Below are 23,520 nucleotides of genomic sequence, written 5' to 3'. Positions count from 1 at the left end.
GCCCGCGCCCGCCGGGCTCCGCTACCGCTGCCTGATCCGCAGGAAGGTGATCGAGTTGGCCGGGAAGGTGTAGCTGAACTCGCCCGCCACCCCGGTGAAGGTGGAGGTCACCGGTGCGACCGCGGTCGCGGCCTCCGTGTTGACCGCGTCCGGCGCGGCGGCCAGCGTGGTCACCTTCGCCTTGGACGCGACCTTGGCCCCACCGAGGTCGATCGCCGTACGGGCGTCCGTGGACTGGGCGTTGACGACCTTGACGATCAGATCGCCGGTCTTCTTGTCCCGGGTGACGACCTGCCGGAACGGCTCGGCCGGCTTGTCGTCGGTGAAGCTGCCCCACTCCTGGCCGTCGAGGTAGAGGGTGACCTGGCGGCCCCGCACCTTGACGTCGATGTCGTAGGCGCGGCCCGTCTCGACGGACCCGGCCTTGGAGACCAGCGTCGACTTGCCGCCGTCCACGGCCTGCTCGACGGCGGACTGGGTGTTGTTCCAGCCGCCGAGGTTCCACCAGTAGTAGTTGCCGGTGTCCTTGACGCCGAAGGCGACCAGGAAGCCCTCCTTGCCGGACGTCTTGGTGGCCTTCACGTGCAGGTCGTAGTCGTGCCAGCCGGCGTCACCGGCCGAGACCATGGTGTTCTCGGCGGCGGTGTCGGTCTGTACGTACTGCCCGTCCTGGAGCGACCAGCTGCCGCCGCCCGTGTGCGTCCACTTCGAGGCGTCGCCGGAGAAGTCGTCGCTCAGCAGCGTGTCGCCGTCCGCGTCGGTCACCCGCACGTCGTCGTACGCCGCGCCGGTGGCCCAGGTCGACAGTCCGACGGCGCCGGTGATGGGGCCCTGGAGGGACGGGGTCCCGGTGGCCGTCGACGGCACCACCCGGTCACCGACGTTCGTCATGAACAGCTTCTGGACCTCATAGTTGGCCGAGTTCCAGGAGGCGTGGTTGTTGAACCACACCATGTCCGGGCTCCACTGCACATAGTCCTCGTTCGCGAACAGCGGCGCGTAGGAGGCGAGCTTGACGACGTCCGCGTTGCGCTCGAGGCCGGTCATGAAGGCCGCCTCGGCCAGTCCGTTCTTGAAGGCGTTGCCCCAGGAGGCGTACTCGCCCAGGAACACCTTGGGGCCGCTGCGGTCGTAGGTGTCGTAGCGGTCGTTGTTCTGCAGGAACCACTGCGGGCTGTTGTAGTAGTGCTCGTCGACCATCGCGACGTCCGCGTCCCGGTTCAGCTGCCAGGCCGTGTCGAAGGTCGAACCCGCGTCGTCGGGACCGGAGTTGGAGATGACCGTGATGTCGGGGTACTTCGCCTCGATCGCGGTGCGGAACTGCTCGAAGCGGGCGAAGAACTCGGCGGGCAGGTTCTCCTCGTTGCCGACCTCGAGGTGGGTGAGACGGAAGGGCTCGGGGTGGCCCATCCGGGCGCGCTTCTTGCCCCAGGTGGAGGTGACCGGGCCGTTGGCGAACTCGATGAGGTCCAGGGTGTCCTGGATGTGGCGCTTCAGCAGCGCGTCGTCGACGACGGCCTTGTTCTGGCCGCAGCCGGTCACCAGGGCCGGCACGACGGGCAGCGGCATCGCGCCGATGTCCTCGGCGAAGCGGAAGTACTCGTAGTAGCCGAGGCCGTAACTCTGGTTGTAGCCCCAGAAGTTGGAGTTGGTGGCGCGCTCCTCGACGGGGCCGACGGTGTCCTTCCACTGATAGGAGCGGGCGCGCTGCCAGCCGGAGGCCTCGCTGTAGTCCTGCATGGAGCCGGTGTTGACCAGACAGCCGCCGGGGAAGCGCACGAACCCCGGGTCGAGCGCGGCGATCTTCTCGGCGAGGTCCTTGCGCAGGCCGTTGGGCTCGTTCCGGTACGTGTCACGGGGGAACAGGGACACCATGTCGAGAGCGGCCGCGGCCGAGGAGGCGACCGACAGGCGGCCGTCACTGCTGGTGCGGGTGGCGGTGAAGGCCGCCCGGTACTGGACCCAGCCGCCACCGCGCACGGCGACCTTGCGGGCGGTGGCCAGCGCGCCGTCGGCGTCCTGAAGGCTCACGGTGAGCGTGCTGCCGCTCTCGGCGCGGGCCCACACCGAGAAGTCGTACTTCTTGCCCTGCTCGACCCGGACGCCGGTGTTGTAGCCGGCGTTGGTCACGGAGGAACCGGCGCCCAGGGAGAGGTAGTTGCGGTTGCGGTCGTTGAGCCGGCCGGCGTCGTCCAGGACCTGCGCGGTGCCGTCGACCGTCCAGGAGGTCAGCGGCGTGTACGACCGGTTGTCGACGGTGGAGTACTCGAAGGACCGGTTCTGCACGAGTTCGGCGTACAGACCGCCGTCGGCCGCCCGGTTGATGTCCTCGAAGAAGACGCCGTACATCGTGTCGTCGATCTTCGCGCCCTTGGCGGTGGGGTCGACGGTGATGGCGTAGTCGGTCACGGCCTCGGCGTGCGCCGGCACGGGGACGAGGGCGGTGGCCGTCAGGAGGGCGGTGGCGGTGAGGCCCAGTCTCCAGCGGGTGCGGGTGGTGCTGCGTGGCATGAATACTCCGCGGCTCGATAAGGCGAGTTGTTCGAAATATCAGACGGTGATCAGCACTTCGAACGGCAAGATAGGGAGGGTGCCAGGACGCGTCAATGGGGCGTGCAGCAGCGAAAGTGTCGGAAGCGAGGAACGCATGGACGAGTTCCGGCCAGTGCCGGACGCCCTGGCCTACCTGCGGGGAAGCTGGCGGGTCACCCGGTCGGTACGGGACCGGGCGAGCGGCGCCGAGGGCCGCTTCGACGGGGTCACGGTGTTCAGCGCACTGGACGAGGGCGGGGGCGAGGCCGGGGACGAGGGCGGGCTGCTGCACCGGGAGTCCGGCACGTTCGTCTGGCTCGGGGTCCCCCGGCCCGCCGAGCGCACCCTGCGTTTTCTGCCGGGGCCGACGCCCGGCACGGCGGACGTGCGGTTCGCCGACGGCCGACCCTTCCACGACCTGGACCTGACGACCGGACGGCACATCGCCGACCACCCCTGCTCCGCCGACCTCTACCGGGGCGAGTTCACCGTCCGGGACGCGGACCACTGGCGGACGGTCTGGCGCGTGGCGGGCCCCGCCAAGGACCTGTCGCTCACCACCGACTACGCGCGAGTGGCCTGAGCCGAGGCCCCTTCGAGGCGGAGGTTCCAGCGGCCGGCCCGGCCGGTGACGGTGGTCGTCGACAGCGGACGCACATCGATGTTCCAGTACGTCGCGGGCGGCGCCTTCAACGCGTACACCAGGGCCGCGCGGATCACGCTCGGCTCGGCCACGGCGACGATCCGGCCGCCGTCGCCCACCGGCCGGGTGTCGAGCCAGCCGGCGACCCTGGTGATGAACGCGAACAGCGACTCGCCGCCGTGCGGGGTGGCGAGCGGATCGGCGAGCCAGGCGTCCACGGCCTCCGGCTCGCGGGCCATCGCCTCGCCCAGCGTGAAGCCTCGCCAGCGGCCCATGTCGCAGTCCCGCAGGGCGAGCTGCACCAGCGGGGCGTAGCCGAGCGCGTCCCCGGTGGCGCGGCTGCGCGGGGTCGGTGAGCAGTAGCGCAGCTCGGCGGCCGCCAGCGGCAGCAGAGCGTCGGCCACCTGCAACACCTCGGCCCAGCCGTCCTGGTCCAGCGGCCGGTCGTCCTCGAAGCGTTCCGCGAGCAGCGCGGAGCTGCGAGCGGCGGCGACGAACGTGACCCGAAGTGGCATGCGGTGATGGTGAGCCGCGTAACTGCGCAGGTCAAGAGCTGTCGGCCGACGACTGGAAGAAAACTTACCGATGGGTCAGGACCTGCCGGACAAGTCCCCAGAAAACAGTGCCCCCTACACGATGTCCCGATCGCGTCGTCCCCGTCCCGCCGACCCGGGCCCGCCGATCGGCTCCTGCCGGCCTGCTCCTGCCGGCCCCGTCACGCCGGTCCGGGCTTTGCGAAGATCAGCGCCATCCATTGGTCCGGCTTCTCCAGCGCCTCGAAGCCGACCTGCCGGTAGACCCCGTGCGCGTCGTGCGTGGCGAGCAGGATGCGGCGCAGCCCGTGCGCCCGCAGGTGGTCGCGGACGGCGGCGACGAGAGCCGTCCCGAGACCCTTGCCGCGCGCCGCCGGGTCCACGTACACGTCGCACAGCCACGCGAACTCCGCGAGGTCGGTCACGACCCGCGCGTAGGCGACCTGCTCCCCCGACGCGGTGTCGTAGACGCCGAAGTTCAGCGAACCGGCGATCGCCCGCTCCTGCCTCTCCCGCTCGCGTCCGAGCGCCCAGTACGCGTCCGTGGACAGCCAGTGGTGCACACGCGCGACATCGATGCGGGCGGAGTCGGCGGAGATCTCGTAGCCCTCGGCGAGGGCCGGAACGGCGTTCGTGGCATTCATGGCGGGATCCTCACAGGACGGCGTTCATCATGTCGAACGCTTTCCGGCGAACACCTCGTCGCACGCCGCCCGCAGCCGCCGCACCCCCTCCGCGATCTCCTCCGTCCCGGCGACGGCCGCGAAGCTCAACCGCACATGGGCGGCCGGGGGTTCGGCGCTGAAGTAGGGGCGGCCGGGAGTGAGGGCGACCCCCGCGCGCAGGGCTGCGGCCGTGAACGCACTCTCTCCCCGGGTGCCCTCGGGCAGCCGCAGCCACAGGTGGTAGCCGCCGGACGGGATGTGCGGAAGGGCCAGTTCGGGCAGCCGCAGCCGCAGCGCGGCGGTCATCGCGTCCCGCCTGACCCGCAACTCGGTGGCCACAGTGCGCAGATGACGTGGCCAGGCGGGCGAGCCGACGAGTTCGAGGGCCGCTTCCTGGAGCGGGCGGGGCACGAAGAAGGTGTCGACGACCTGAATGGCGCGCAGGCGTTCCAGGACCGGACCGCGGGCGGCCAGCGCGCTGACCCGGAAGCTCGGCGAGGTCGCCTTGGTCAGCGAGCCGACGTGCACGACGACGCCGTCGGGGTCGTCGGCGGCGAGCGGCCGCGGCAGCTGCCCGGCGTCCTCGTGCGCGAGCCGCCGCACGAAGTCGTCCTCGACGACGAACGCGCCGGCCTCCCGCGCGATACGCAGCACCTGCGCGCGCCGGTCGGGGGCGAGGACGGCGCCGGTCGGGTTCTGGAACAGCGGCTGGCAGACGAACACCCGGGCGCCGGTCGCCCGGAACGCGTCGGCGAGCAGCTCGGGCCTGACCCCGTCCGGGTCGACCGGGACCGGTACGGGGCGCAGTCCCGCCGCCCTGGCGATCGCGAGCATGCCCGGGTAGGTGGGCGACTCGACGAGCACCGGGGCCCCGGGCGGGGCGAGGGCACGCAGGGCGGTGGTGAGCGATGTCTGGCCACCTGCGCTGACCAGCACCTCGGCTGCGGTGATGGAGCCGCCGATGGTCCGCGCGAACCACTCGCGCAGTTCGGGCAGCCCCTCCATGGGCGGCCTGCCCCATGCGCCCGGCCGCCGCCCGGCCCGGGCCAGGGCCGCGGCCATCGCCCGCTCCGGCTGGAGCGAGGGATGCAGATAGCCGCCGTTGAACTCGATCACGCCGGGCGGCGGCGCGGCGAGCGAGACGGTGACGCCGGAGGCGTCCACCGAGCGCGGGACGAGGTCGGCGGCGCCGTCCGCGCTCAGCGCGACCTCCTGCCAGGAGGTGTCGCCCGCGGGGGCGGCGCTCGCCCGCGCCGGCCGGGCCCGGTAGGCGCCCGCACCGGGCCGGGTGACCACCAGCCCCTCGGCGGCCAGCTGCGCCAGTGCCCGCGAGACGGTCACCGGGCTCACCCTGAACCGCTCGACCAGGGCCCGGCTCGACGGGAGCTTTCCACCGGGAGAGTAGCGGTCGAACTCCCGACGCAGCTGATCTGCCAGCTCACCCACACTGCTACGCTCTTGCATGAAGACACAGAGTAGCGCTACTGACCGGCCCGCGATAGCGGTCAGCACCCGGGCCGCCACCACGTCCGGCACCCGGGCCGACGCCCCGGCCGACACGCCCGCGGGAACGCCCGTCGGCGCTCCACAGGCGAGCGGCCTCGGTACTCTGCTGGCCGCCCTCGGTGTCGTCGCCTTCTCCCTGACGTTCCCCGCGACCGCCTGGGGCCTGGAGGGGTTCGGCCCCTGGTCCCTGGTCGCCGTGCGCAGCGTGCTGGCCGCGCTGATCGCGGGCGGGTGTCTGCTGGCCCTCCGCGTGCCGCTCCCCGCCCGGCGGCACTGGGCGGGACTCGCCGTCGTGGCCGCCGGGGTCGTCGTCGGCTTCCCGCTGCTCACCACGCTCGCGCTGCGGACGTCCACCACCGCGCACGCCGCCGTCGTGGTCGGCCTGCTGCCGCTGACGACCGCGCTGCTGTCCGCCCTGCGCATGGGGACCCGCCCCTCCCGCACCTTCTGGGCGGCCGCGCTGGCGGGTGCCGCCGCGGTGGTGGCGTTCACCGTGCAGCAGAGCGGCGGGGCCCTGACCACCGCCGATCTGTATCTGTTCGGGGCGCTGCTGGTGTGCGCGGCTGGCTACACCGAGGGCGGCCGGCTGGCCCGGGTCATGCCGGGCTGGCAGGTCATCGGCTGGGCGCTGGTGTTCTGCCTGCCGCTCACGGTGTCCGGCGCCGCGCTCGCCCTGTCCCATGAGCCCGTCCACCTGACCGCGCACAGCGTGGCCGGGCTGCTGTGGGTCGCGGCGGGCTCGCAGTTCGTCGGCCTGGTCGTCTGGTACCGGGGCATGGCGCTCATCGGCATTCCGAAGGCCAGCCAGTTGCAGTTGGCGCAGCCCCTGCTCACACTGGTGTGGTCGGTGCTGCTGCTGGGCGAGCACCTCACGCCCGCCGCTCCGCTGACGGCCGCCGCCGTGCTCGTGTGCATCGCCGTCACGCAGCGGGCGCGCGGTTAGCCACGGCAGACGTACCGTCGCACCCGGTGAGGAGGCCCCGCAGATGCGCGCAACCAAGGGCGACCAGTTCGTCCAGCACGGCAGGGTGGTCGGCCAGCACGACAAGGTCGGCGAGATCGTCGAAGTCATGGGCCAGGGAGGAAATCCCCCGTACCGCGTCCGCTTCACGGACGGGCATGTGGGCGTGTGCTCGCCCGGCCCCGACACCGAGATCCGTCACAGGACTGCCGAGGAACAGCGGTAGATCAGCGCGGGGGCTCCGCCGGCTGCCGGTAGTGGTCGGCGACCACCCGCGCCATCGCCCCGATCCGGTCCGTCCGCACGTCCTTGGCGGCGAAGAAGACATGCCCGCGCACCTGTGGGTGGGCGGCGGCCAGGTCGAGGTGGTCCGACAGCTCGGCCGGGTCCTGCCAGGCCGCTGGCTGGGCCGGGTCGCCCGCCCGGTACAGGGCCTCGCCGAGATAGAGCCGGGTGCGGCTGCCCTTCGCCACCTGCGCCCACCAGGGCACGAGCTTGGCGTAGTCGGCGACCGAGAGCCCGATGTTCCAGTACAGCTGCGGGACGATGTAGTCGATCCAGCCCTCCCGCACCCACTTGCGGGTGTCCGCGTGGATGTCGTCGTACGACTGGAGCGCCCGGGTGTCCGAGCCGCGTGAGTCGGTGGAGGCGTTGCGCCACACCCCGAAGGGGCTGATCCCGAACTGGGTGGCGGGGCGTACCGCCTTGATCCGGGTGGCCGTCTCCAGCACCAGCTTGTCGACGTTGTCGCGCCGCCAGGCCGCCCGGCTGGGGAAGGCGCCGCCGTAGGTGTCGTACGCGGCCCCGTCGTCGAAGGCCTGGCCGGCCACCGGGTACGGATAGAAGTAGTCGTCGAAGTGCACGGCGTCCAGGGGGTACTTCTTCACTGCGTCGAGGATCGCGTCCTGGACGAAGGCGCGGACCTCGGGCAGGCCCGGGTTGTAGTAGAGCTTCCCGCCGAAGGAGACCACCCACTGCGGGTGCCGGCGCGCGGGGTGGGAGGCGACGAGCCTCGAGGGGTCGTCATGGGTCGCGACCCGGTAGGGGTTGAACCAGGCGTGCAGCTGCAGGCCCCGCGCATGCGCCTCCGTGACGGCCGTGCCCAGCGGGTCCCAGCCCGGCGACCTGCCCTGGGTGCCGGTGAGCACCTGGGACCACGGTTCGTAGGGGGAGGGCCACAGCGCGTCCGCCGTGGGCCGCACCTGGAAGATCACCGTGTTGAGCCGCCGGCTCACCGCCAGGTCGAGCATGGCGATCAGTTCGGCACGCTGGGCGGCGGCGGTCAGGCCGGGGCGGGAGGGCCAGTCCCGGTTGCTGACGGTCGCCAGCCACATCCCCCGCATCTCGGTCGCCGCCCGCCGTTCCCTCGCGGGAGCGGCCGCCGCGCCCGTCGTGGTGAACGCCGACAGCGCTGCCAGCGCGAACGCCCGCCGGGTCAGTCGACCCATCGCACACATCCCCACACACTCTGCGGATCCGCTCGGTCACGGATCGTTTCGCGGTCCAGCATGCCTCCACCCCGGCGATCGATCATCGATACTTGCTAGTAACGTGCACGATCGGAGCAGGGCGGCCGAGACCCGGCAGACCTGCCCCGGCCATCTGAGTCAGCGCGGCGAAAGGGACTGATGTGACGGGCACCCCAGCGGGAGATCTCTCACGGGTCGGAGTGGTGGGCTGCGGCCAGATGGGAGCGGGCATCGCAGAGGTCTGCGCCCGCGCCGGTCTCGACGTCAAGGTCGCCGAGACGACCGGCGAAGCCCTGGAGATCGGCCGTACCCGGCTGTTGAACTCCCTGGCCAAGGCCGCCGAGCGCGGCAAGATCTCCGAGGAGGAGCGGGACGCCACCCTCGCCCGCCTCAGCTTCACCACCGATCTCGGCGAGTTCGCCGACCGTGACCTGGTCATCGAGGCCGTGGTCGAGAACGAGCAGGTCAAGACGGAGATCTTCCAGGTCCTCGACCAGGTCGTGACCCGTCCGGACGCGATCCTCGCCTCCAACACCTCCTCCATTCCGCTGGTGAAGCTGGCGGTCGCCACCTCGCGGCCCGACCACGTCGTCGGCATCCACTTCTTCAACCCGGCCCCGGTGCAGCAGCTCGTCGAGCTGATCCCGGCGCTGACCACCTCGGAGGGCACGCTCAGCCGGGCCCAGCTGTTCGCCGAGAAGGTGCTGGGCAAGCACGCGATCCGCGCCCAGGACCGGTCCGGCTTCGTCGTCAACGCGCTGCTGATCCCCTACCTGCTCTCCGCGATCCGGATGTTCGAGACGGGCATCGCCAGCCGCGAGGACATCGACAACGGCATGGAGATGGGCTGCGCCCACCCGATGGGTCCGCTGAAGCTGTCCGACCTGATCGGCCTGGACACCGTCGCCTCGGTGGCGCAGAGCATGTACGACGAGTACAAGGAGCCGCTGTACGCCGCTCCCCCGCTGCTCCAGCGCATGGTCGACGCGGGCCGGCTGGGCCGCAAGACCGGCTCGGGCTTCTACACCTACTGATCACCCACCGCGTTTCCCGCGGGCCCGGCGCTCCTCGGAGTGCCGGGCCCGCGGCATTCACACGCCGTGTGCGCCACGGGTCCGCATATGCCCGGCGCACACTCTCCCCGTCGGCCCACCGGGCGAGTTCACTCATCATGCGCATGCAAGGGATGTGAGACGACTACGGAAAGGAGCGGCCACGTGACCGCCGACCCCGAACATCCCGTGGTTCATGGAGAACTCGCAGAGTTACGTCGCCGGCTCGATGTGGCCTACGCCCGCGTCGAGGGCGGGCTGGCCCTGCTGTCCCACCGCACGGAGCAGACCGCCAAGGAACTGGACGAGCTGCACACCCGCATGATCTCGCTGGAACACGCACGCTGGCCGCTGCCCTCGCTCGCGGCGCTCACGGCCCTGGGGGCACTGGTCGCGACGGTCTGGCAGGCGCTGGCCCACTGAACCTCGGCGGATCCACGGCCGGTCCACGGCGGGTCCACGGCCCGCCCCGCGGCTAGCCCTCGGCGAGCCTGAGGTGGTGCAGCAGCATCAACGCGGCCACCATGTTGGCGGCCGGGACCTCCCCCCGGGCGACCAGATCGGGAACGACCTTGAGGGGGACCCATTCCCGGCGGTCCGACTCGAAGTCGTCCACCGGGTGTCCCACGTACTCACCGTGCTCCGACCAGTAGATGTGATGGACGGCGTCGGTGAGCCCGTTGGACGGCTCCACGCTCATCAGGTGGCGCAGCGGCCCCGGCCGCCAGCCGGTCTCCTCCTCGAGTTCCCTGGCGGCCGCGCGGACGATGTCCTCGCCGTCCTCGACGACTCCCGCCGCGAGCTCCCAGCCCCAGCTGTCGGTGATGAAGCGGTGGCGCCACAACAGGAGAACCTCGTTGGCCCGGTTCACGACCGTCGCGACCGCGACCGGCCTCAGCCGTATGAGGAAGTGGTCGAGGTGCCGGCCGTCGGGCAGCTCCACATCTGCCAGGTTGACGCTGAACCAGCGGTTTTCATACACAGTTTGTTCGTTCTGTTTCGTCCACTGCACGGTTCTGCCACCTTCCGTCGAGTGAGTGGCAATATCGCAGCAGGAACGGTGCAGCGTCGGCGTAGCCGCCGGTGTGGACGACTGTGTAGGTGTCGTGTCGGTGTCGCTGTCGGTGTCGGTGGTCGGATACCCCGCTGCGCCCCGCCTACAGCGGTACGCGCAGTGCCCCGTCGATGAGTTCGGCGGCCTCGGCCGTGCCCGCGCAGTCGCTGCGCACCAGATGTTCGCGCACCGCCCGGAGCCTGTCGCGCAGGCGCTGGGACTCCATGCCCCGGGCCTGTTCGGCCATCTGCACCGCGGTGACCACCGCCTTGTCGGCGTTGCCCTGGCGCAGTTCGATCGTGCTGAGCATGGCGAGCCGGTGCACCCGTCCCCGGTCGTGCGCCGGGGTGTCGACGGCGGCCGCGGCGTGCTCGGCAGCGGCGGCGAGGTCGCCGAGGCTGAGCAGCGCCTCCGCCACCTGGACGTTGACCAGGCCCGGTTGGACATAGCCGGTCTCGTCGGGCTCGTGTCCGCGCCGGATGTGATCGGCGGCGGTTTCGGCACGCCGGATGCACGACAGGGCGCTCGTACCGTCGCCGAGGTGGGCGTACGCCTTGGCCTGCATCGCGTACAGGTCGGAGGCGAGGGCCGGCGTGATGTGCCGGCCCGCCGCCCGCAGCGCCGCCTCCGCGAAGGCGACGGCCTGCCGGTACTCCCGCATGAACAGCGACTGGTTGACGAGGAGGGCGATGACGTACGCCCCGAGTCCCCGGTCCCCACTGGCCTTTGCCAGCCGCAGCGCCTGGTGGAAGTAGCGCTGCGCCAGGCCGTGCGCGTCCGAGTCGTACGCGCAGATCCCGGCGACCGCGACCAACCCGCCGGTGGCCCGGTGCAGTTGACGGCCCGTCTCGTCGGTGTAGCTGCCGCGCAGCAGGGGCGCCGTCTCCGCGTTGAGGAAGCCGACGATACGGCTGCGGGTCGCGATGCCCCCCGCCTTGCGGTACATCTGCTCGTAGTGGGCGCGAGCGGCCCGCAGCATCTCGATGTCGGCCGAGGTGACACGATGCCGGCCGCCCCGGGAGACGTCGACGTCCTCCGGCGGGTTCTCCCATTCCCACACCGGCATCACGGCCGGCGTGCCGGTGACCGCGGGCGCCCCCAGGAGGTGCGGGCGTTGCTGCTCGTCGGAGCGCCACAGGGCGGTGGCCCGCTCGACGAAGCCGGAGAGCGAGGTGCCGTGCGGGCCGGCCGGTCCGCCCGGCACGCCGAGGCCGATGTCGTCGAGGGTGACCGGCCGGTGCAGCCGCCCCGCGAGCACCTCGCAGATCAGGTCGGGCACCTGGCCCCGCGGCCGCTGACCCTTCAGCCAGCGGGCCACCGCCGTGTGCTCGTACCGCAGGGCGAGTCCGCGGGCCCGTCCGGCCTGGTTGACGTGGGCGGCGAGGCCCGCGTGCGAGACGCCCGCCTCGTCCAGGATCGCGTCGAGCAGAGTGTTGGGCTGCATGGGTGCCCCCCGGGTGCCTCGGTGCCGTCAGAGTAGTGGCTCCGCCCTCACACGGGGTGTGAACGGAGTACGCGCATCCGCAGGGTGCGCGCGCTGTCGCGGAGCGTTTACGGTCGGTTGACTGAAATGCCTCGCAAGAGGTTCGCCGGGCCGTCGGCTCCCCCTCACAAAGCGACGGCCCGGCGATTCGCTCCGCGGGTCGGGCGGGGACTATCGGTGCGTCGTCGGCTGCGGGTGTGTCGTGGCGGGGTGCGCAGTTCCCCGCGCCCCTGAGGCGGGTGCGGGAAGCCGCCCGTTCTGAAGCACCAGTACGGCGATGTCGTCGGTCGGTCCGGCCGCCGTGTGACGGAGAAGTGCCGTCAGCACCGCGCGCACGATCTGCTGGGCCGTGACGGGAAGGTCCCGCACCGCCTTCTCCAGCGTCCCCGACAAGGAGAAGAACCTGCCCCGGGTGTCCCTCGCGTCCTCGGCGCCGTCCGTGAACAGGACCACGGACTCGCCCCGGAGCAACCGACCGCAGGGCATGGGCGAGAGGTCGACCGGCAGCGGGAACGGGCCCAGGGGCGGCAGCGGATCCGCCCGCGCCAACGCCCGCACGCTCGTGCCGCTCAGCAGATACGGCCAGGGATGTCCGCAGTTCAGAACGTGCAGCTCGCCGTCCTCCCGGATCTCGAGCACCAGCACGGTGACGAACTCCTCCGCGACCGTGGCGTCGGGAGTGTCGCGGGCCCGTTCGCGCAAGTGCCGCTCCAGGGCACGTTCCAGGCGGCGCAGGACGCGGCCGAGGTCGTGTTCGTCGTGGGCCGCCTCGCGGAAGCTGCCGAGGAGGGCGGCGACGGTACCGAGCGCGGGAAGCCCGTGCCCGCGGACGTCGCCCATCACGACCCGCACACCGTGCTCGGTGGCGATCACCTCGTACAGGTCCCCGCCCACGCTCGCGCCCCGGTCCGCGGAGAGCTGGGCGGCCGCCACGTTCAGCCCGTCGACGCGCGGCGGCGGCGGGCGCAGCACCACGCTCTGCGCGGCCCCGGCGACCCGCCGCGCCTGCTTCAGCTCGCGCACCAGGGCCTGCCGCATGTGGAGTATCAGCCCGGTGCCGACGGCGAAGAAGACGGCACTGGTGACGATCCTGGCCAGCAGCCCGTCCTGTCGGGCCAGCGGACAGGACAGCTTGTAGGTGATCGCCAGGGCGCCCCAGGCCGTGGGCAGCCCCAGCGAGAGGGCCCGGCGCAACGGCCGCCTGATGCCGAACATGTCGTTGGTCCCCCGTCCAGGCCCCGACAACGCAGATCGGACCGGCCCCGAAAGGCCGGTCCGATTCTGTCGAGGTCATGGCCCGGAAAACCAGATCAACGGGAGATCTCACCCGAAGGAGTGAGGTAACCGAAGAGAGGTGAGGCCGGGGTGCTGGTCGCGCAGTTCCCCGCACCCCGAGGGGGGGTGGGGAACTGCGCGACCAGCCACGACGGGCCCGCGGCCGGCGCCCGGCATCAGCCCCGCAGGACCGCTCCCGTACGCTCGCCCGCCAGGGCAACCGCCGCGTCCCTCGCGGCCGACGCCTCGTCGACGGTCAGCGTCCGGTCGCCCGCACGGAAGCGCAACGCGTACGCGAGCGACTTCCGCCCCTCACCGAGCTGCTCCGCGTTCTCGTACACGTCGAACAGCCGGATCCCCTCCAGCAGTTCACCCGCGCCTTCGCGCAGCGCGGCCTCGACCTCGGCGTGCGGGACGAACCTGTCGACGACGAGGGCGACGTCCTGCGTGGCCACCGGGAACGTCGAGATGCGCGGCGCCTGGGGCGTGTCGTCGCCGACCTGCTCCAGCACGTCCAGATCCAGCTCCATGGCGGAGGTGCGCGAGGGCAGCCCCAGGGCCTTCAGCACCCGCGGGTGCAGCTCACCGGCATGGCCCACGACGCGCTCGGCACCGTCGACGACGACCAGCAGCTCGGCGCACCGGCCCGGGTGCCACGGCCCGTACTGGCCACTGCGGACGAGAAGTTCGGCCCCCGCCTCACGGGCGACGGCACGCGCCGCCTCGACGGCGTCGGCCCAGTCCGCCGGGCGGCCCTTGCCCCACCAGCCGGCCTGCTCGCGGGCGCCCGCGAGAACGACGGCGACATGGCGCGGCTGCGCGGGCAGCACGGCGTCCAGGGACGCGATCTCCTCTTCGGTGGGGCGGCGGTCGACGGGCAGGTGCCCGGCGACGCGCTGCTCCTCCTGCGGGAGGAACACCAGCCCGGTCTCGAACAGCGCCAGGTCGTGCGAGCCCCGGCCGTCGTTGCGGCGCAGGGCGGCCAGCAGGCCCGGCAGCAGCGACGTGCGGAGCGCGGGCTCCTCGTCGTTGAGCGGGTTCGTCAGCCGGACGACACGGCGGGCCGGGTCGTCGGCGTCCAGGCCGAGCTGGTCGAAGACCTGCTCGCCGATGAACGGGTAGTTCGGCGCCTCGACATAGCCGGAGCCGGCCAGGGCGCGGCCGACGCGGCGGTGCAGGCGCTGGCGGTGGGTGAGACCACGGCCGGAGGTCGGCTTGGGCAGCGTGGAGGGCAGGTTCTCGTAGCCCTCCAGCCGGATGACCTCCTCCGCCAGGTCGTTGACCTCGGCGAGGTCGGGCCGCCAGGACGGGACGGTGACGATCAGCTCGTCCTGCCCGTACACGTCGCAGCCGATCTCCTGGAGACGGCGGACGACCGTCTCCCGGCCGTACTCCACGCCCGCGACCTTGTCCGGGTGGTTCGCCGGGACGCTGATCGTGTGCGGGCCGGAGGGGGCGATGATCTCCGTGACGCCCGCGTCGGCCGTACCGCCCGCGAGCAGGACCAGCAGGTCGACCGTGCGCTGTGCGGCGGCCGCCGCGGCCTGCGGGTCGACACCGCGCTCGAAGCGCCGGGACGCCTCGGAGGACAGCTTGTGCCGGCGGGCCGTACGCGCGATCGACACCGCGTCGAAGTGGGCGGCCTCGATGACCACGTCGGTCGTCGAGGCGCCCCCGTTCTCGGCGGCCTCGTGGTCGGCGATCTCGGTGTTGGCGCCGCCCATGACACCCGCGAGGCCGATGGGACCGCGGTCGTCGGTGATCACCAGGTCCTCGGCGTGCAGCTCGCGCGTCGCCCCGTCGAGGGTGACGATCCGCTCGCCCTCCCCGGCCCGGCGCACGCCGATGGCGCCCTGGACCAGCGAACGGTCGTAGGCGTGCAGCGGCTGGCCGATCTCCATCATCACGTAGTTGGTGATGTCGACGGCGAGCGAGATCGGGCGCATGCCGACCTTCTGGAGCCGGCGCGTCAGCCAGATCGGGGAGCGCGCCTCGGGGCTCAGACCGGTGACGGTGCGGGCGGTGAAGCGGTCGCAGCCCATCGGCTCGGAGACCTGCACCGGGTAGCCGAAGGCGTTCGGTGCCGGTACGTCGATCAGCGCCGGGTCGCGCAGCGGCAGACCGTAGGCGATGGCGACCTCGCGGGCGACACCGCGGATGGACAGGCAGTCGCCGCGGTTGGCGGTGACGGCGATGTCCAGGACCTCGTCGACCAGTTCGAGCAGCTCGACGGCGTCCTTGCCGACCTCGGTCTCCGGCGGCAGCACGATGATGCCGTGGCTGCCGTCGTCGCCCATGCCCAGCTCGTCGCCGGAGCAGATCATGCCGTGCGAGGTCCTGCCGTACGTCTTGCGCGCGGCGATCGCGAAGTTGCCGGGCAGGACGGCGCCCGGGAGGACCACGACGACCTTGTCGCCGACGGCGAAGTTGCGAGCGCCGCAGACGATCTCCTGGGGCTCACCGGTGCCGTTGGCGGTGCCGACGTCGACGGTGCAGAAGCGGATCGGCTTCTTGAAGCCTTCGAGCTCCTCGATGGTGAGCACCCGGCCCACGACGAGGGGGCCCTTGAGGTCGGCGCCGAGCGGCTCGACGGTCTCCACCTCGAGGCCCGCCGACACGAGCTTGGCCTGCACGTCACGGCCGGTCTCGGTGGCCGGCAGGTCGACGTACTCCCGCAGCCAGGAAAGCGGGACCCGCATCAGATCTCCATCCCGAACGGCCGGGTGAACCGGACGTCACCCTCGACCATGTCTCGCATGTCTTCGACGTTGTGGCGGAACATCAGCATCCGCTCGATGCCGAACCCGAAGGCGAACCCGCTGTACTTCTCGGGGTCGACGCCGCAGGCGGCCAGCACCTTGGGGTTGACCATGCCGCAGCCGCCGAGCTCGATCCAGCCCTCGCTGGAACAGGTGCGGCAGGGGCGGTCGGGGTTGCCGACGGACTCGCCGCGGCAGACGTAGCACACCATGTCCATCTCGGCGGACGGCTCGGTGAAGGGGAAGAAGTTCGGCCGCAGCCGGGTCTTCATGCCCTCGCCGAACAGCGACTGGACCATGTGGTCCAGGGTGCCCTTGAGGTCGGCCATGGTCAGGCCCTCGTCCACGGCCAGCAGCTCGACCTGGTGGAAGACCGGGGTGTGCGTCGCGTCCAGCTCGTCGGTGCGGTACACGCGGCCGGGGCAGATCACGTACACCGGCAGCTCACGGCCGAGCAGCGAGCGGATCTGGACCGGCGAGGTGTGGGTGCGCAGCACGACACCGGACTCGGTGCCGCCCTGCGGGCCCTGCACGAAGAACGTGTCGGCCTCGCCGCGGGCCGGGTGGTCCGGGCCGATGTTGAGCGCGTCGAAGTTGAACCACTCGGCCTCGACCTGCGGGCCCTCGGCGACCTCGTAGCCCATGGCCACGAAGACGTCCTCGATGCGCTCCGACAGCGTGGTGAGCGGGTGGCGGGCGCCGGCCGGCTCGCGGTCGTACGGCAGTGTGACGTCCACCGCCTCCTCGACCAGCACGCGCTGGTCACGCTCGGCCTCGAGCTCCTCCTGGCGGGCGGCGAGGGCCTTGTTCACGGCGCCCCGGGCCTGGCCGACCAGCTTGCCGGCGGCCGCCTTGGCGTGCGGCGGCAGAGCGCCGATCTCGCGGTTGGCCAGGGCCAGCGGGGAGGTGCCGCCGGTGTGCGCGACCTTGGCCTCCTGGAGCGCGTCGAGGGAGTCCGCGGCGGCGAAGGCGGCGAGCGCCCCGTCCCGCATGCGCTCGATCTCTTCCGGTTTCAAGGCCTCGACCTCTACTGGGTCGTACGACTTATTCGGTGCCGACATCTCTTCCCGTGCTTCCGGTTGGCTGGCTGAAGGTCCCCGTCACCGACTCACGCAGAGGTCAGAGGGCCGTCCATGGGACACAAGGGTGCCAAAGGCCGAGTCTAACGGGGTGGAGGTATACGGATGCGCCCGCGGGCTGCCCGGCCGGTTCTCAGGTGAGATATGCCGGGATGCTCACGGGCAACGTAAATCGGAACTCGGCGCCGCCGCCGGGAGCGCGGCCGACCGTGATGATGCCGCCGTGGGCTTCCACGATGCCCTTGACGATGTACAGCCCGAGGCCCGTGCCGCCGCGCTTGCTGCCCCGCCAGAAGCGGGTGAAGACGCGGTTCATGGACTCCTCCGGGATGCCTGCGCCCTCGTCGCTCACGGTGACCGACGTGCCGGTGTCCTCTCCCTCACGGGGGGACGCGGCGGGCGTGACATCGATCGTGACGGTTCCCTCGCCGTGGCGCACCGCATTTTCGATGAGATTGCTGAGCACCTGGTCGACCTTGTCGGGGTCGGCCCACAGGGCGGGCAACGGCTGCTCGAGACGCAGCAGGAACCGGTCGGCGGGCTGTCCGGCGGCGACGTAGGCCTGGATGTGCCGGCCCACGGCCGCGCCCATGTCGACGGGCTGACGGCGCACCTCCAGCCGTCCCGAGTCGATGCGCGAGATGTCGAGCAGCTCGGCGATGAGGCGGGTGACCCGGTCCGCGTCGGCGTCGACGGTCTCCAGCATCAGCCGTTTCTGGTCGTCGGTGAACCTCGACCACTTGGCGAGCAGGGTGGCGGTGAAGCCCTTGACCGAGGTCAGGGGCGAGCGCAGCTCGTGGGCGACGGTGGCGATCAGCTCGGCGTGACTGCGCTCGGTGCGGCGGCGGGCCTCGGTGTCGCGGATCGAGACGACGACCCGGCGGACCGGTCCGGTGGGTTCGCCGCGGACGTACCGCACGGTGACGAGCACCTCGCGGCCCCCCGGCAGCAGCAGGTTGCGCTCGGGCTGTCCGACCCGGATGGCGAGGCCGCCGTAGGGGTCGGTCAGCTGCCACCAGCGGCGGCCCTCGAGGTCCTCCAGCGGCAGCGCCGTCTCGAGCCGCCGGCCGAGGGCGTCCTCGGCGGGGACGGCGGTGATCCGCTGGGCGGCGGCGTTGAAACAGACGACGTGCCCGTGTTCGTCGGCGACCACGAGCCCGTCGGGCAGGTCGTCGGGGTCGATGCCGAGACCGGCGAGGTCACCGGCCGGCCGGGGTTCGCGGGCGTCGGGAACGGCCTGCGCATCCCGTGTACCGCTCATGCCGACGCTCATTCCCCGTACCCCACCTCTCAGACGACTGAGGGGCCCCCGAGCTGGTCACCCTACTAGCTCTCGGTGACGGAGCGGCACCCTCCGGAGGCGCGCTGTGCACGGGCCGATGCATAGAGACATACGGCGGCGGCGGTCGCGAGGTTCAGGCTCTCGGCCTTCCCGTGGATCGGAACCCGCACGACGGCGTCCGCGAGGTCCCGGGTCTCCTCGGGGAGCCCCCAGGCCTCGTTCCCGAACACCCACGCCGTGGGCCCGCCCATCGTCCGCTTGTCCAGCTCGTCGTCGAGGTCGTCGTCCCCTGCGCCGTCGGCGGCGAGGATCCGCACCCCGGCGTCCTTCAGCCCGGCCACGGCCTGTTCGACGGGGACCCCGACCGCCACGGGGAGGTGGAAGAGGGAGCCCACGGAGGCGCGGACGGCCTTGGGGTTGTAGAGGTCCACGGAGGCGTCGGTCAGTACGACGGCGTCGGCGCCCGCGGCGTCCGCGCACCGCAGGACGGTGCCGGCGTTGCCGGGGTCGCGCACATGGGCCAGTACGGCGACCAGCTTCGGCCGGGCGGCGAGGATCTCCTCGAAGGGCGTGTCCAGGAACCGGCAGATCCCGACCAGCCCCTGCGGGGTGACGGTGGTGGAGATGTCCTCGATGACCTGTTCGTCGGCGAGGTGCACCCGGGCGCCGACGGCGCGGGCCTCGCCGATGATGTCGGCGTACCGCTCCGCGGCCTCGACGGTGGCGAACAGCTCCACGAGGGTCGCGTCGCCGCCGGCCCGGTGCGCGGCCGCCTCCCGCACGGCCTGCGGCCCCTCCGCGAGAAACAGCCGTTCCTTGCCCCGGAAGTTCCGCTTGGCGAGCCGCCGGGCGGCGGAGACCCGGGGGGAGCGGGGGGAGATCGGCTCGGGGGTGGCGGGGAGCATGGGCGGTTCGCTTTCACCAGTCACTCGGGTACGGACACAACAGGACCCGCAGGCTGCTGAAGCCTGCGGGTCCTCAAGTCACGTCGGCTCAACGCCGGCGCGGCGTCACGCGGCCTTGGGCGCGTTCACGTCCGCGGGGAGGGCCTTCTGCGCGACCTCGACCAGCGCGGCGAACGCGGTGGCGTCGTTCACGGCCAGCTCGGCGAGGATCTTGCGGTCGACCTCGATGTTCGCGGCGTTCAGACCCTGGATGAAGCGGTTGTACGTGATGCCGTTGGCGCGGGCAGCCGCGTTGATGCGCTGGATCCACAGCCGACGGAAGTCGCCCTTGCGCTTCTTGCGGTCGTTGTAGTTGTAGACCAGCGAGTGGGTGACCTGCTCCTTGGCCTTGCGGTACAGGCGCGAACGCTGACCGCGGTAGCCGGAGGCCGCCTCGAGGATCGCCCGGCGCTTCTTGTGGGCGTTGACTGCCCGCTTGACGCGTGCCACTTGTTTAACTCCTTGTAGCGGGGTCGTGGTTGGACTCACACGACCCGGAATCGATTGGGTCCCGGTCTGAGATCAGGCGCGCGTCACGCGCCCGACGTCACTTGCCGAGAAGCTTCTTGATCTTCGCGGCGTCGCCCGGGGCCATCTCGGCGTTGCCGGTGAGGCGACGCGTCACGCGGGACGACTTGTGCTCGAGCAGGTGGCGCTTGCCGGCGCGCTCACGGAGCACCTTGCCGGAGCCGGTGATCTTGAAGCGCTTGCTGGCACCGCTGTGCGTCTTGTTCTTCGGCATAGCGCCGTTATCTCCTCGTCGGTGGCGTTCCGGTGCCCGGTCGTGAAACCGGGCACGGTGGAACGTCGCTTGTATCGGTTACGTCCTTGGGACTCGCGTCCCGCGGATCACGCCTCGGCGGAAGCCTCGGCAGGGGCCTCGGCGTCGGCCTCGGCGTTCACGACGTCGGACTCGACGTCGCCCTCGGCGTTGACGGCGTCGGCATCCGCGGCGTTCTGCGAACGACCCGGGTTGGCCTTCGCCTCGGCCTTGCGGGCCTCCTGCGCCTGACGGGCCTCGGCCATCGCCTCGGTCTTCTTCTTGTGCGGACCGAGAACCATGATCATGTTTCGGCCGTCCTGCTTCGGGTTCGACTCGATGAACCCGAGGTCCTGGACGTCCTCCGCGAGACGCTGGAGCAGTCGGTAGCCCAGCTCGGGCCGGGACTGCTCACGACCGCGGAACATGATCGTGATCTTGACCTTGTCGCCCTGCTTGAGGAACCGAACGACGTGACCCTTCTTGGTGTCATAGTCGTGCGGGTCGATCTTCGGCCGGAGCTTCATCTCCTTGATGACCGTGTGCGCCTGGTTCTTGCGCGCCTCACGGGCCTTCATGGCCGACTCGTACTTGAACTTCCCGTAGTCCATGAGCTTGCAGACCGGGGGGCGGGCTGTCGCCGCGACCTCGACCAGGTCCAGGTCGTACTCCTGGGCAAGCTCCAGTGCCTTGGCCAGCGGGACGATGCCCACCTGCTCGCCACTGGGACCGACAAGTCGCACCTCTGGAACGCGAATCCGGTCGTTGATGCGGGGCTCGGCGCTGATGGATCCTCCTAGATAGCACCACACGGCAGTCTGGCGAACGGCCGCGTAACGTCTTGGTTGTTAGTCCTGTAACCACGCCGAAGCACAAAAAATGCCCCGAACGATCACATGCGGGGCTCCAAGCACTACCGGAGCACCGCCGCGTGAACGCGGGGCGCGCTACCGGGCGACTCCATCGTCCGTACGGAACGATGGTGGCCGCCTGACCGGGGTGACCCGCCGTCCGTGAGGACAGTCGGGTGGGAGTTCGGAGCCTCCACTTGTGGGCCGGGCCCGCCTGCTGAGGGGCACGCGTGTCCGACCGGTCGTTACACGAGATTAGCAGTCTGCGCCAGGAACGGCCAATCGAGCCTCGGTACGGGGACCGGGTCGGCCTGCGCCTATCGTGTGGGGCATGAGTGACTCCTCCCCCGCCGGCTCCGCCGAGACCCCCGGCGCCCCCGACTTCGACGAGATGACCCGCGACATCGCCGAGGTCCCCGCCGTCGAGGTGATCGTGACGGTCGCCGTCAACCTGATGAGCGCCGCCGCCGTGAAGCTGGGGCTCACCGAGGAGGGCGACAAGTACAAGGACCTCGACGAGGCCCGCAAGCTGATCCACGCCCTCGCCGGCCTGCTGGACGGAAGCGCGACCGAGATCAGCTCCTTCCACGCGGCGCCGCTGCGCGACGGTCTGAAGTCGCTCCAGCTGGCGTTCCGCGAGGCGTCGATCGTCCCGGACGAGCCGGGCCAGGGCCCGGGCGAGAAGTACACGGGCCCGATCTACGGCTGAGCCCGCTTCTCCGCTTCTTCCGCTTCTCCGCTTCTTTTGCCGGGCCGGCGCAACCGCCGGTTCAGCTCTTCACGTACAGGGGCTCGCCCGGAGGCGTCGTCCCGGCCGGCAGCAGTGCCAGGTCGAGGCCGCGCACCAGGCGGGCCCTCAGTGTTTCGTCGGCGGCGAGCCGCCCGGCCACCGCCCGGGCCGCCTCGGCGGGGACGGCGGCCGGGTCGAGGACGAGGGCGAGGGTGCCGTCCGCCTGCCCCGGCCCGAGGTGGGCGCTGAGGACCTCCGGTTCGGCGGCGACCGCGGCCCGTACCGCCGCCCGCACCGCCGGATCGGCGAGCGGGTCGGTCGACGTACGGCCCTCGGCGAGCGCCAGCAGCGCCGGCCCGGTCAGTTCGAAGGCCACCGGTCCTGCCAGGTCGAGGACGACCGTGTCCGCCTTCTCGTGGGCGGCCGCCTGGAGCGCCTGGTGCAGCGGTACGGCGACCGGGCGGGCCTCGGGGTCCCAGCGGGCGAGCGAGTCCGTGGACGTGAACGCGGGCAGCGCGGTGCGACCGCCCGCCTTCAGCGTGGGCACGGCCATGTCGCTGGTCTTCTCGCGGCGCAGTCCGTTCTCGTCCTCCTCCACCTCGCCCAGCACGGCCACCACGGGCACCAGGAGCCGGGCGCCCTTGAGGGCCGCCAGGACCGGGCCCACGGCGGTGCGGTCCTCGGCCCAGGCGGCGAGCGCCGCGCTCAGCCGGGGGTCGGCGGAGCCGTCGTCGTCGGAGAAGCCGGAGTCGGGAATGTTCTTGTTCGCCACGGTCGTCGACCCTATCGGGGGGATGATGCTGCGCTTGTGCGGGGCCCGAAACACGGCGGTGACGCCTTTCACCGGATTCTCAGAGATCCCTGACGTGCCTCTAACCTCCGTCTAACGGTGCGCACAGTCGCCGCCCCGAGCATCGACGGTCATGGAGTCCTCCAGAGCACGTCGCAACCGCCGCGCTCGATCCTCCCGGCGCCGTCCGCTCCTGTGCACCGCGCTCGCCACGGTCGCCGTCCTCGGGGCGACGGCGGGCGGGACCGTTTATGTGAAGGCACAGGCGCACTCGGGTACCTCGGCCGTATCGTCGTCCTCCGCGACGCCGTCGGCGTCCGTTCCGAGGAGCGGAAAGGTGTCGGTGGAGACGGTGGCGGCGCCCGAGGTGGATCACGACGCGCTGCTGGCGTCCGCGATGAAGTCGGTGACCGTGCCGGGCGACGCGGCCGTGTCCGTGGCCGTGCTCGACCTCGACTCCGGTGACGACGCCACGTACGGCGAGAGCGCCTTCGACACGGCGAGCATCGTCAAGGTGGACATCCTGGCGACGCTGCTGCTCCAGGCACAGGACGCGGACCGCCGTCTCACCTCGGCCGAGAAGACGTACGCCACCGCGATGATCGAGAACAGTGACAACGACTCGGCGTCGGCGCTGTGGCGGATCATCGGGAAGGCGCAGGGGCTCGACGCCGCGAACGAGCGGTTCGGACTGACGGACACCGCGGGCGGCGACGACATGCTGTGGGGGCTGACGCAGACCACGGCCGCCGATCAGCTCACCCTGCTCCAGCAGGTCTTCGGGGACGACTCGGAGCTGAGCGAGGCGTCGCGGACGTATCTCCGGGGCCTGATGGGGCAGATAGCCGTCGACCAGCGCTGGGGAGTCTCGGCAGCGGCCGACGGGTCCTCGTGGGCGCTGAAGAACGGCTGGCTGGCGCGCAGCACGACCGGACTGTGGGACATCAACAGCATCGGCCGGGTGACCGTCGACGGCCACGACTGTCTGGTGGCCGTGCTGTCGAACGGCAACGCGACGCAGACGGCCGGGATCTCGCTGGTCGAGCAGGTGGCGCGGACGGCGGTGTCGGCGCTGCGGGACGGTGGCGCTTCGGCGTCGGGCTCCGCGTCGGGCTCCGCGTCGGCCTCGCCGTCCGCCGACGACTAGCCGGC

General features: G+C 71.5%; 23 protein-coding genes. 7 read left to right on the top strand and 16 right to left on the bottom strand.

All coding sequences use genetic code 11. From position 1 onward, the window contains the following. Nucleotides 1-21: 21 nt before the first annotated feature. The gene (locus OG933_RS34915; RefSeq protein ID WP_405630851.1) at nucleotides 22-2,511 is read right to left on the bottom strand and encodes an alpha-L-arabinofuranosidase C-terminal domain-containing protein; all 2,490 of its coding nucleotides are present in this window, start codon (nucleotides 2,509-2,511) and stop codon (nucleotides 22-24) included. Between the two features lie 136 nt (nucleotides 2,512-2,647). Here OG933_RS34915 and OG933_RS34910 point away from each other — a divergent pair, with 136 nt between their 5' ends. Beyond that, on the top strand, nucleotides 2,648-3,115 hold the full coding sequence (locus OG933_RS34910; RefSeq protein WP_362529818.1) for a DUF6314 family protein: 468 nt from the start codon (nucleotides 2,648-2,650) through the stop codon (nucleotides 3,113-3,115). Here OG933_RS34910 and OG933_RS34905 read toward each other — a convergent pair. The 3 genes from OG933_RS34905 to OG933_RS34895 form a co-directional block, all read right to left on the bottom strand. Next, nucleotides 3,097-3,690 (bottom strand): histidine phosphatase family protein, encoded by a 594-nt coding sequence (locus OG933_RS34905; protein ID WP_362529815.1) that lies wholly within the window; start codon nucleotides 3,688-3,690, stop codon nucleotides 3,097-3,099. The genes OG933_RS34910 and OG933_RS34905 overlap by 19 nt on opposite strands. 200 nt (nucleotides 3,691-3,890) lie before the next feature. Next, on the bottom strand, nucleotides 3,891-4,352 hold the full coding sequence (locus OG933_RS34900; protein WP_362529813.1) for a GNAT family N-acetyltransferase: 462 nt from the start codon (nucleotides 4,350-4,352) through the stop codon (nucleotides 3,891-3,893). Nucleotides 4,353-4,379: 27 nt separating this feature from the next. After that, nucleotides 4,380-6,101, bottom strand: coding sequence for a PLP-dependent aminotransferase family protein (locus OG933_RS34895; protein ID WP_405633595.1), 1,722 nt, complete (start codon nucleotides 6,099-6,101; stop codon nucleotides 4,380-4,382). Here OG933_RS34895 and OG933_RS34890 point away from each other — a divergent pair. Both OG933_RS34890 and OG933_RS34885 read left to right on the top strand, forming a co-directional pair. Further along, nucleotides 5,983-6,822: a DMT family transporter gene (locus OG933_RS34890; RefSeq protein ID WP_405633593.1), complete on the top strand. Its 840-nt coding sequence runs from the start codon at nucleotides 5,983-5,985 to the stop codon at nucleotides 6,820-6,822. The two genes, OG933_RS34895 and OG933_RS34890, sit on opposite strands and share 119 nt — an antisense overlap. 43 nt (nucleotides 6,823-6,865) lie before the next feature. Then, nucleotides 6,866-7,066 carry a DUF1918 domain-containing protein gene (locus OG933_RS34885; protein WP_020132326.1) on the top strand — a complete coding sequence of 67 codons (201 nt, stop codon included), beginning with the start codon at nucleotides 6,866-6,868 and terminating at the stop codon, nucleotides 7,064-7,066. Nucleotide 7,067: 1 nt separating this feature from the next. Here OG933_RS34885 and OG933_RS34880 read toward each other — a convergent pair whose 3' ends face one another. Then, complete coding sequence (locus OG933_RS34880; RefSeq protein WP_362529805.1) at nucleotides 7,068-8,288, bottom strand: family 10 glycosylhydrolase; 1,221 nt, start codon at nucleotides 8,286-8,288, stop codon at nucleotides 7,068-7,070. A gap of 182 nt (nucleotides 8,289-8,470) precedes the next feature. Between OG933_RS34880 and OG933_RS34875 the strand changes: the two genes are divergently transcribed. Next, nucleotides 8,471-9,343: a 3-hydroxybutyryl-CoA dehydrogenase gene (locus OG933_RS34875; RefSeq protein ID WP_362271868.1), complete on the top strand. Its 873-nt coding sequence runs from the start codon at nucleotides 8,471-8,473 to the stop codon at nucleotides 9,341-9,343. 183 nt (nucleotides 9,344-9,526) lie between these two features. Continuing rightward, the gene (locus tag OG933_RS34870; protein ID WP_028807259.1) at nucleotides 9,527-9,784 is read left to right on the top strand and encodes a hypothetical protein; all 258 of its coding nucleotides are present in this window, start codon (nucleotides 9,527-9,529) and stop codon (nucleotides 9,782-9,784) included. 52 nt (nucleotides 9,785-9,836) lie between these two features. On the opposite strand, the gene OG933_RS34865 is transcribed toward OG933_RS34870, so the two are convergent. From OG933_RS34865 to infC, 10 genes are all read right to left on the bottom strand, one after another. Continuing rightward, nucleotides 9,837-10,373 (bottom strand): NUDIX hydrolase, encoded by a 537-nt coding sequence (locus tag OG933_RS34865; RefSeq protein ID WP_078616030.1) that lies wholly within the window; start codon nucleotides 10,371-10,373, stop codon nucleotides 9,837-9,839. Nucleotides 10,374-10,518: 145 nt separating this feature from the next. Beyond that, nucleotides 10,519-11,859 carry a transcriptional regulator gene (locus OG933_RS34860; RefSeq protein WP_362529803.1) on the bottom strand — a complete coding sequence of 447 codons (1,341 nt, stop codon included), beginning with the start codon at nucleotides 11,857-11,859 and terminating at the stop codon, nucleotides 10,519-10,521. Between the two features lie 210 nt (nucleotides 11,860-12,069). Continuing rightward, nucleotides 12,070-13,113 carry a PP2C family protein-serine/threonine phosphatase gene (locus OG933_RS34855; protein WP_362529801.1) on the bottom strand — a complete coding sequence of 348 codons (1,044 nt, stop codon included), beginning with the start codon at nucleotides 13,111-13,113 and terminating at the stop codon, nucleotides 12,070-12,072. Nucleotides 13,114-13,349: 236 nt separating this feature from the next. After that, entirely contained in the window at nucleotides 13,350-15,872 is a 2,523-nt protein-coding gene (gene pheT, locus OG933_RS34850) for a phenylalanine--tRNA ligase subunit beta (RefSeq protein ID WP_405630844.1), read from the bottom strand. Further along, complete coding sequence (pheS, locus tag OG933_RS34845; RefSeq protein ID WP_028807257.1) at nucleotides 15,872-16,993, bottom strand: phenylalanine--tRNA ligase subunit alpha; 1,122 nt, start codon at nucleotides 16,991-16,993, stop codon at nucleotides 15,872-15,874. Before pheS ends, pheT begins: the two co-directional genes overlap by 1 nt. A 151-nt stretch (nucleotides 16,994-17,144) precedes the next feature. Beyond that, nucleotides 17,145-18,284 carry an ATP-binding protein gene (locus OG933_RS34840; RefSeq protein WP_362533937.1) on the bottom strand — a complete coding sequence of 380 codons (1,140 nt, stop codon included), beginning with the start codon at nucleotides 18,282-18,284 and terminating at the stop codon, nucleotides 17,145-17,147. A gap of 53 nt (nucleotides 18,285-18,337) precedes the next feature. Beyond that, nucleotides 18,338-19,198 carry an RNA methyltransferase gene (locus OG933_RS34835; RefSeq protein WP_362271857.1) on the bottom strand — a complete coding sequence of 287 codons (861 nt, stop codon included), beginning with the start codon at nucleotides 19,196-19,198 and terminating at the stop codon, nucleotides 18,338-18,340. Between the two features lie 105 nt (nucleotides 19,199-19,303). After that, nucleotides 19,304-19,687, bottom strand: a complete 384-nt coding sequence (gene rplT, locus OG933_RS34830) for a 50S ribosomal protein L20 (protein ID WP_020132316.1) — start codon at nucleotides 19,685-19,687, stop codon at nucleotides 19,304-19,306. A 97-nt stretch (nucleotides 19,688-19,784) separates the two neighbouring features. Next, entirely contained in the window at nucleotides 19,785-19,979 is a 195-nt protein-coding gene (gene rpmI, locus OG933_RS34825) for a 50S ribosomal protein L35 (RefSeq protein WP_006607578.1), read from the bottom strand. Between the two features lie 107 nt (nucleotides 19,980-20,086). Next, nucleotides 20,087-20,809, bottom strand: coding sequence for a translation initiation factor IF-3 (gene infC / locus OG933_RS34820; RefSeq protein WP_362533939.1), 723 nt, complete (start codon nucleotides 20,807-20,809; stop codon nucleotides 20,087-20,089). Between the two features lie 370 nt (nucleotides 20,810-21,179). Between infC and OG933_RS34815 the strand changes: the two genes are divergently transcribed. Next, complete coding sequence (locus tag OG933_RS34815; protein ID WP_057606998.1) at nucleotides 21,180-21,557, top strand: DUF1844 domain-containing protein; 378 nt, start codon at nucleotides 21,180-21,182, stop codon at nucleotides 21,555-21,557. A gap of 61 nt (nucleotides 21,558-21,618) precedes the next feature. Here OG933_RS34815 and OG933_RS34810 read toward each other — a convergent pair whose 3' ends face one another. Then, a complete protein-coding gene (locus OG933_RS34810) occupies nucleotides 21,619-22,350 on the bottom strand; it encodes an SseB family protein (RefSeq protein WP_362533942.1) in 732 nt (243 codons plus the stop codon). Between the two features lie 151 nt (nucleotides 22,351-22,501). On the opposite strand from OG933_RS34810, the gene OG933_RS34805 reads away from it, so the two are divergent. Further along, nucleotides 22,502-23,515: a serine hydrolase gene (locus tag OG933_RS34805; RefSeq protein WP_405630841.1), complete on the top strand. Its 1,014-nt coding sequence runs from the start codon at nucleotides 22,502-22,504 to the stop codon at nucleotides 23,513-23,515. Nucleotides 23,516-23,520 lie beyond the last annotated feature (5 nt).

It is taken from the genome of Streptomyces sp. NBC_00016, assembly GCF_045040885.1.
GTDB lineage: Bacteria > Actinomycetota > Actinomycetes > Streptomycetales > Streptomycetaceae > Streptomyces > Streptomyces coriariae.
Note: the sequence above shows the minus strand (reverse complement) of the source record. Positions and strands in the feature narration are given on the sequence as shown.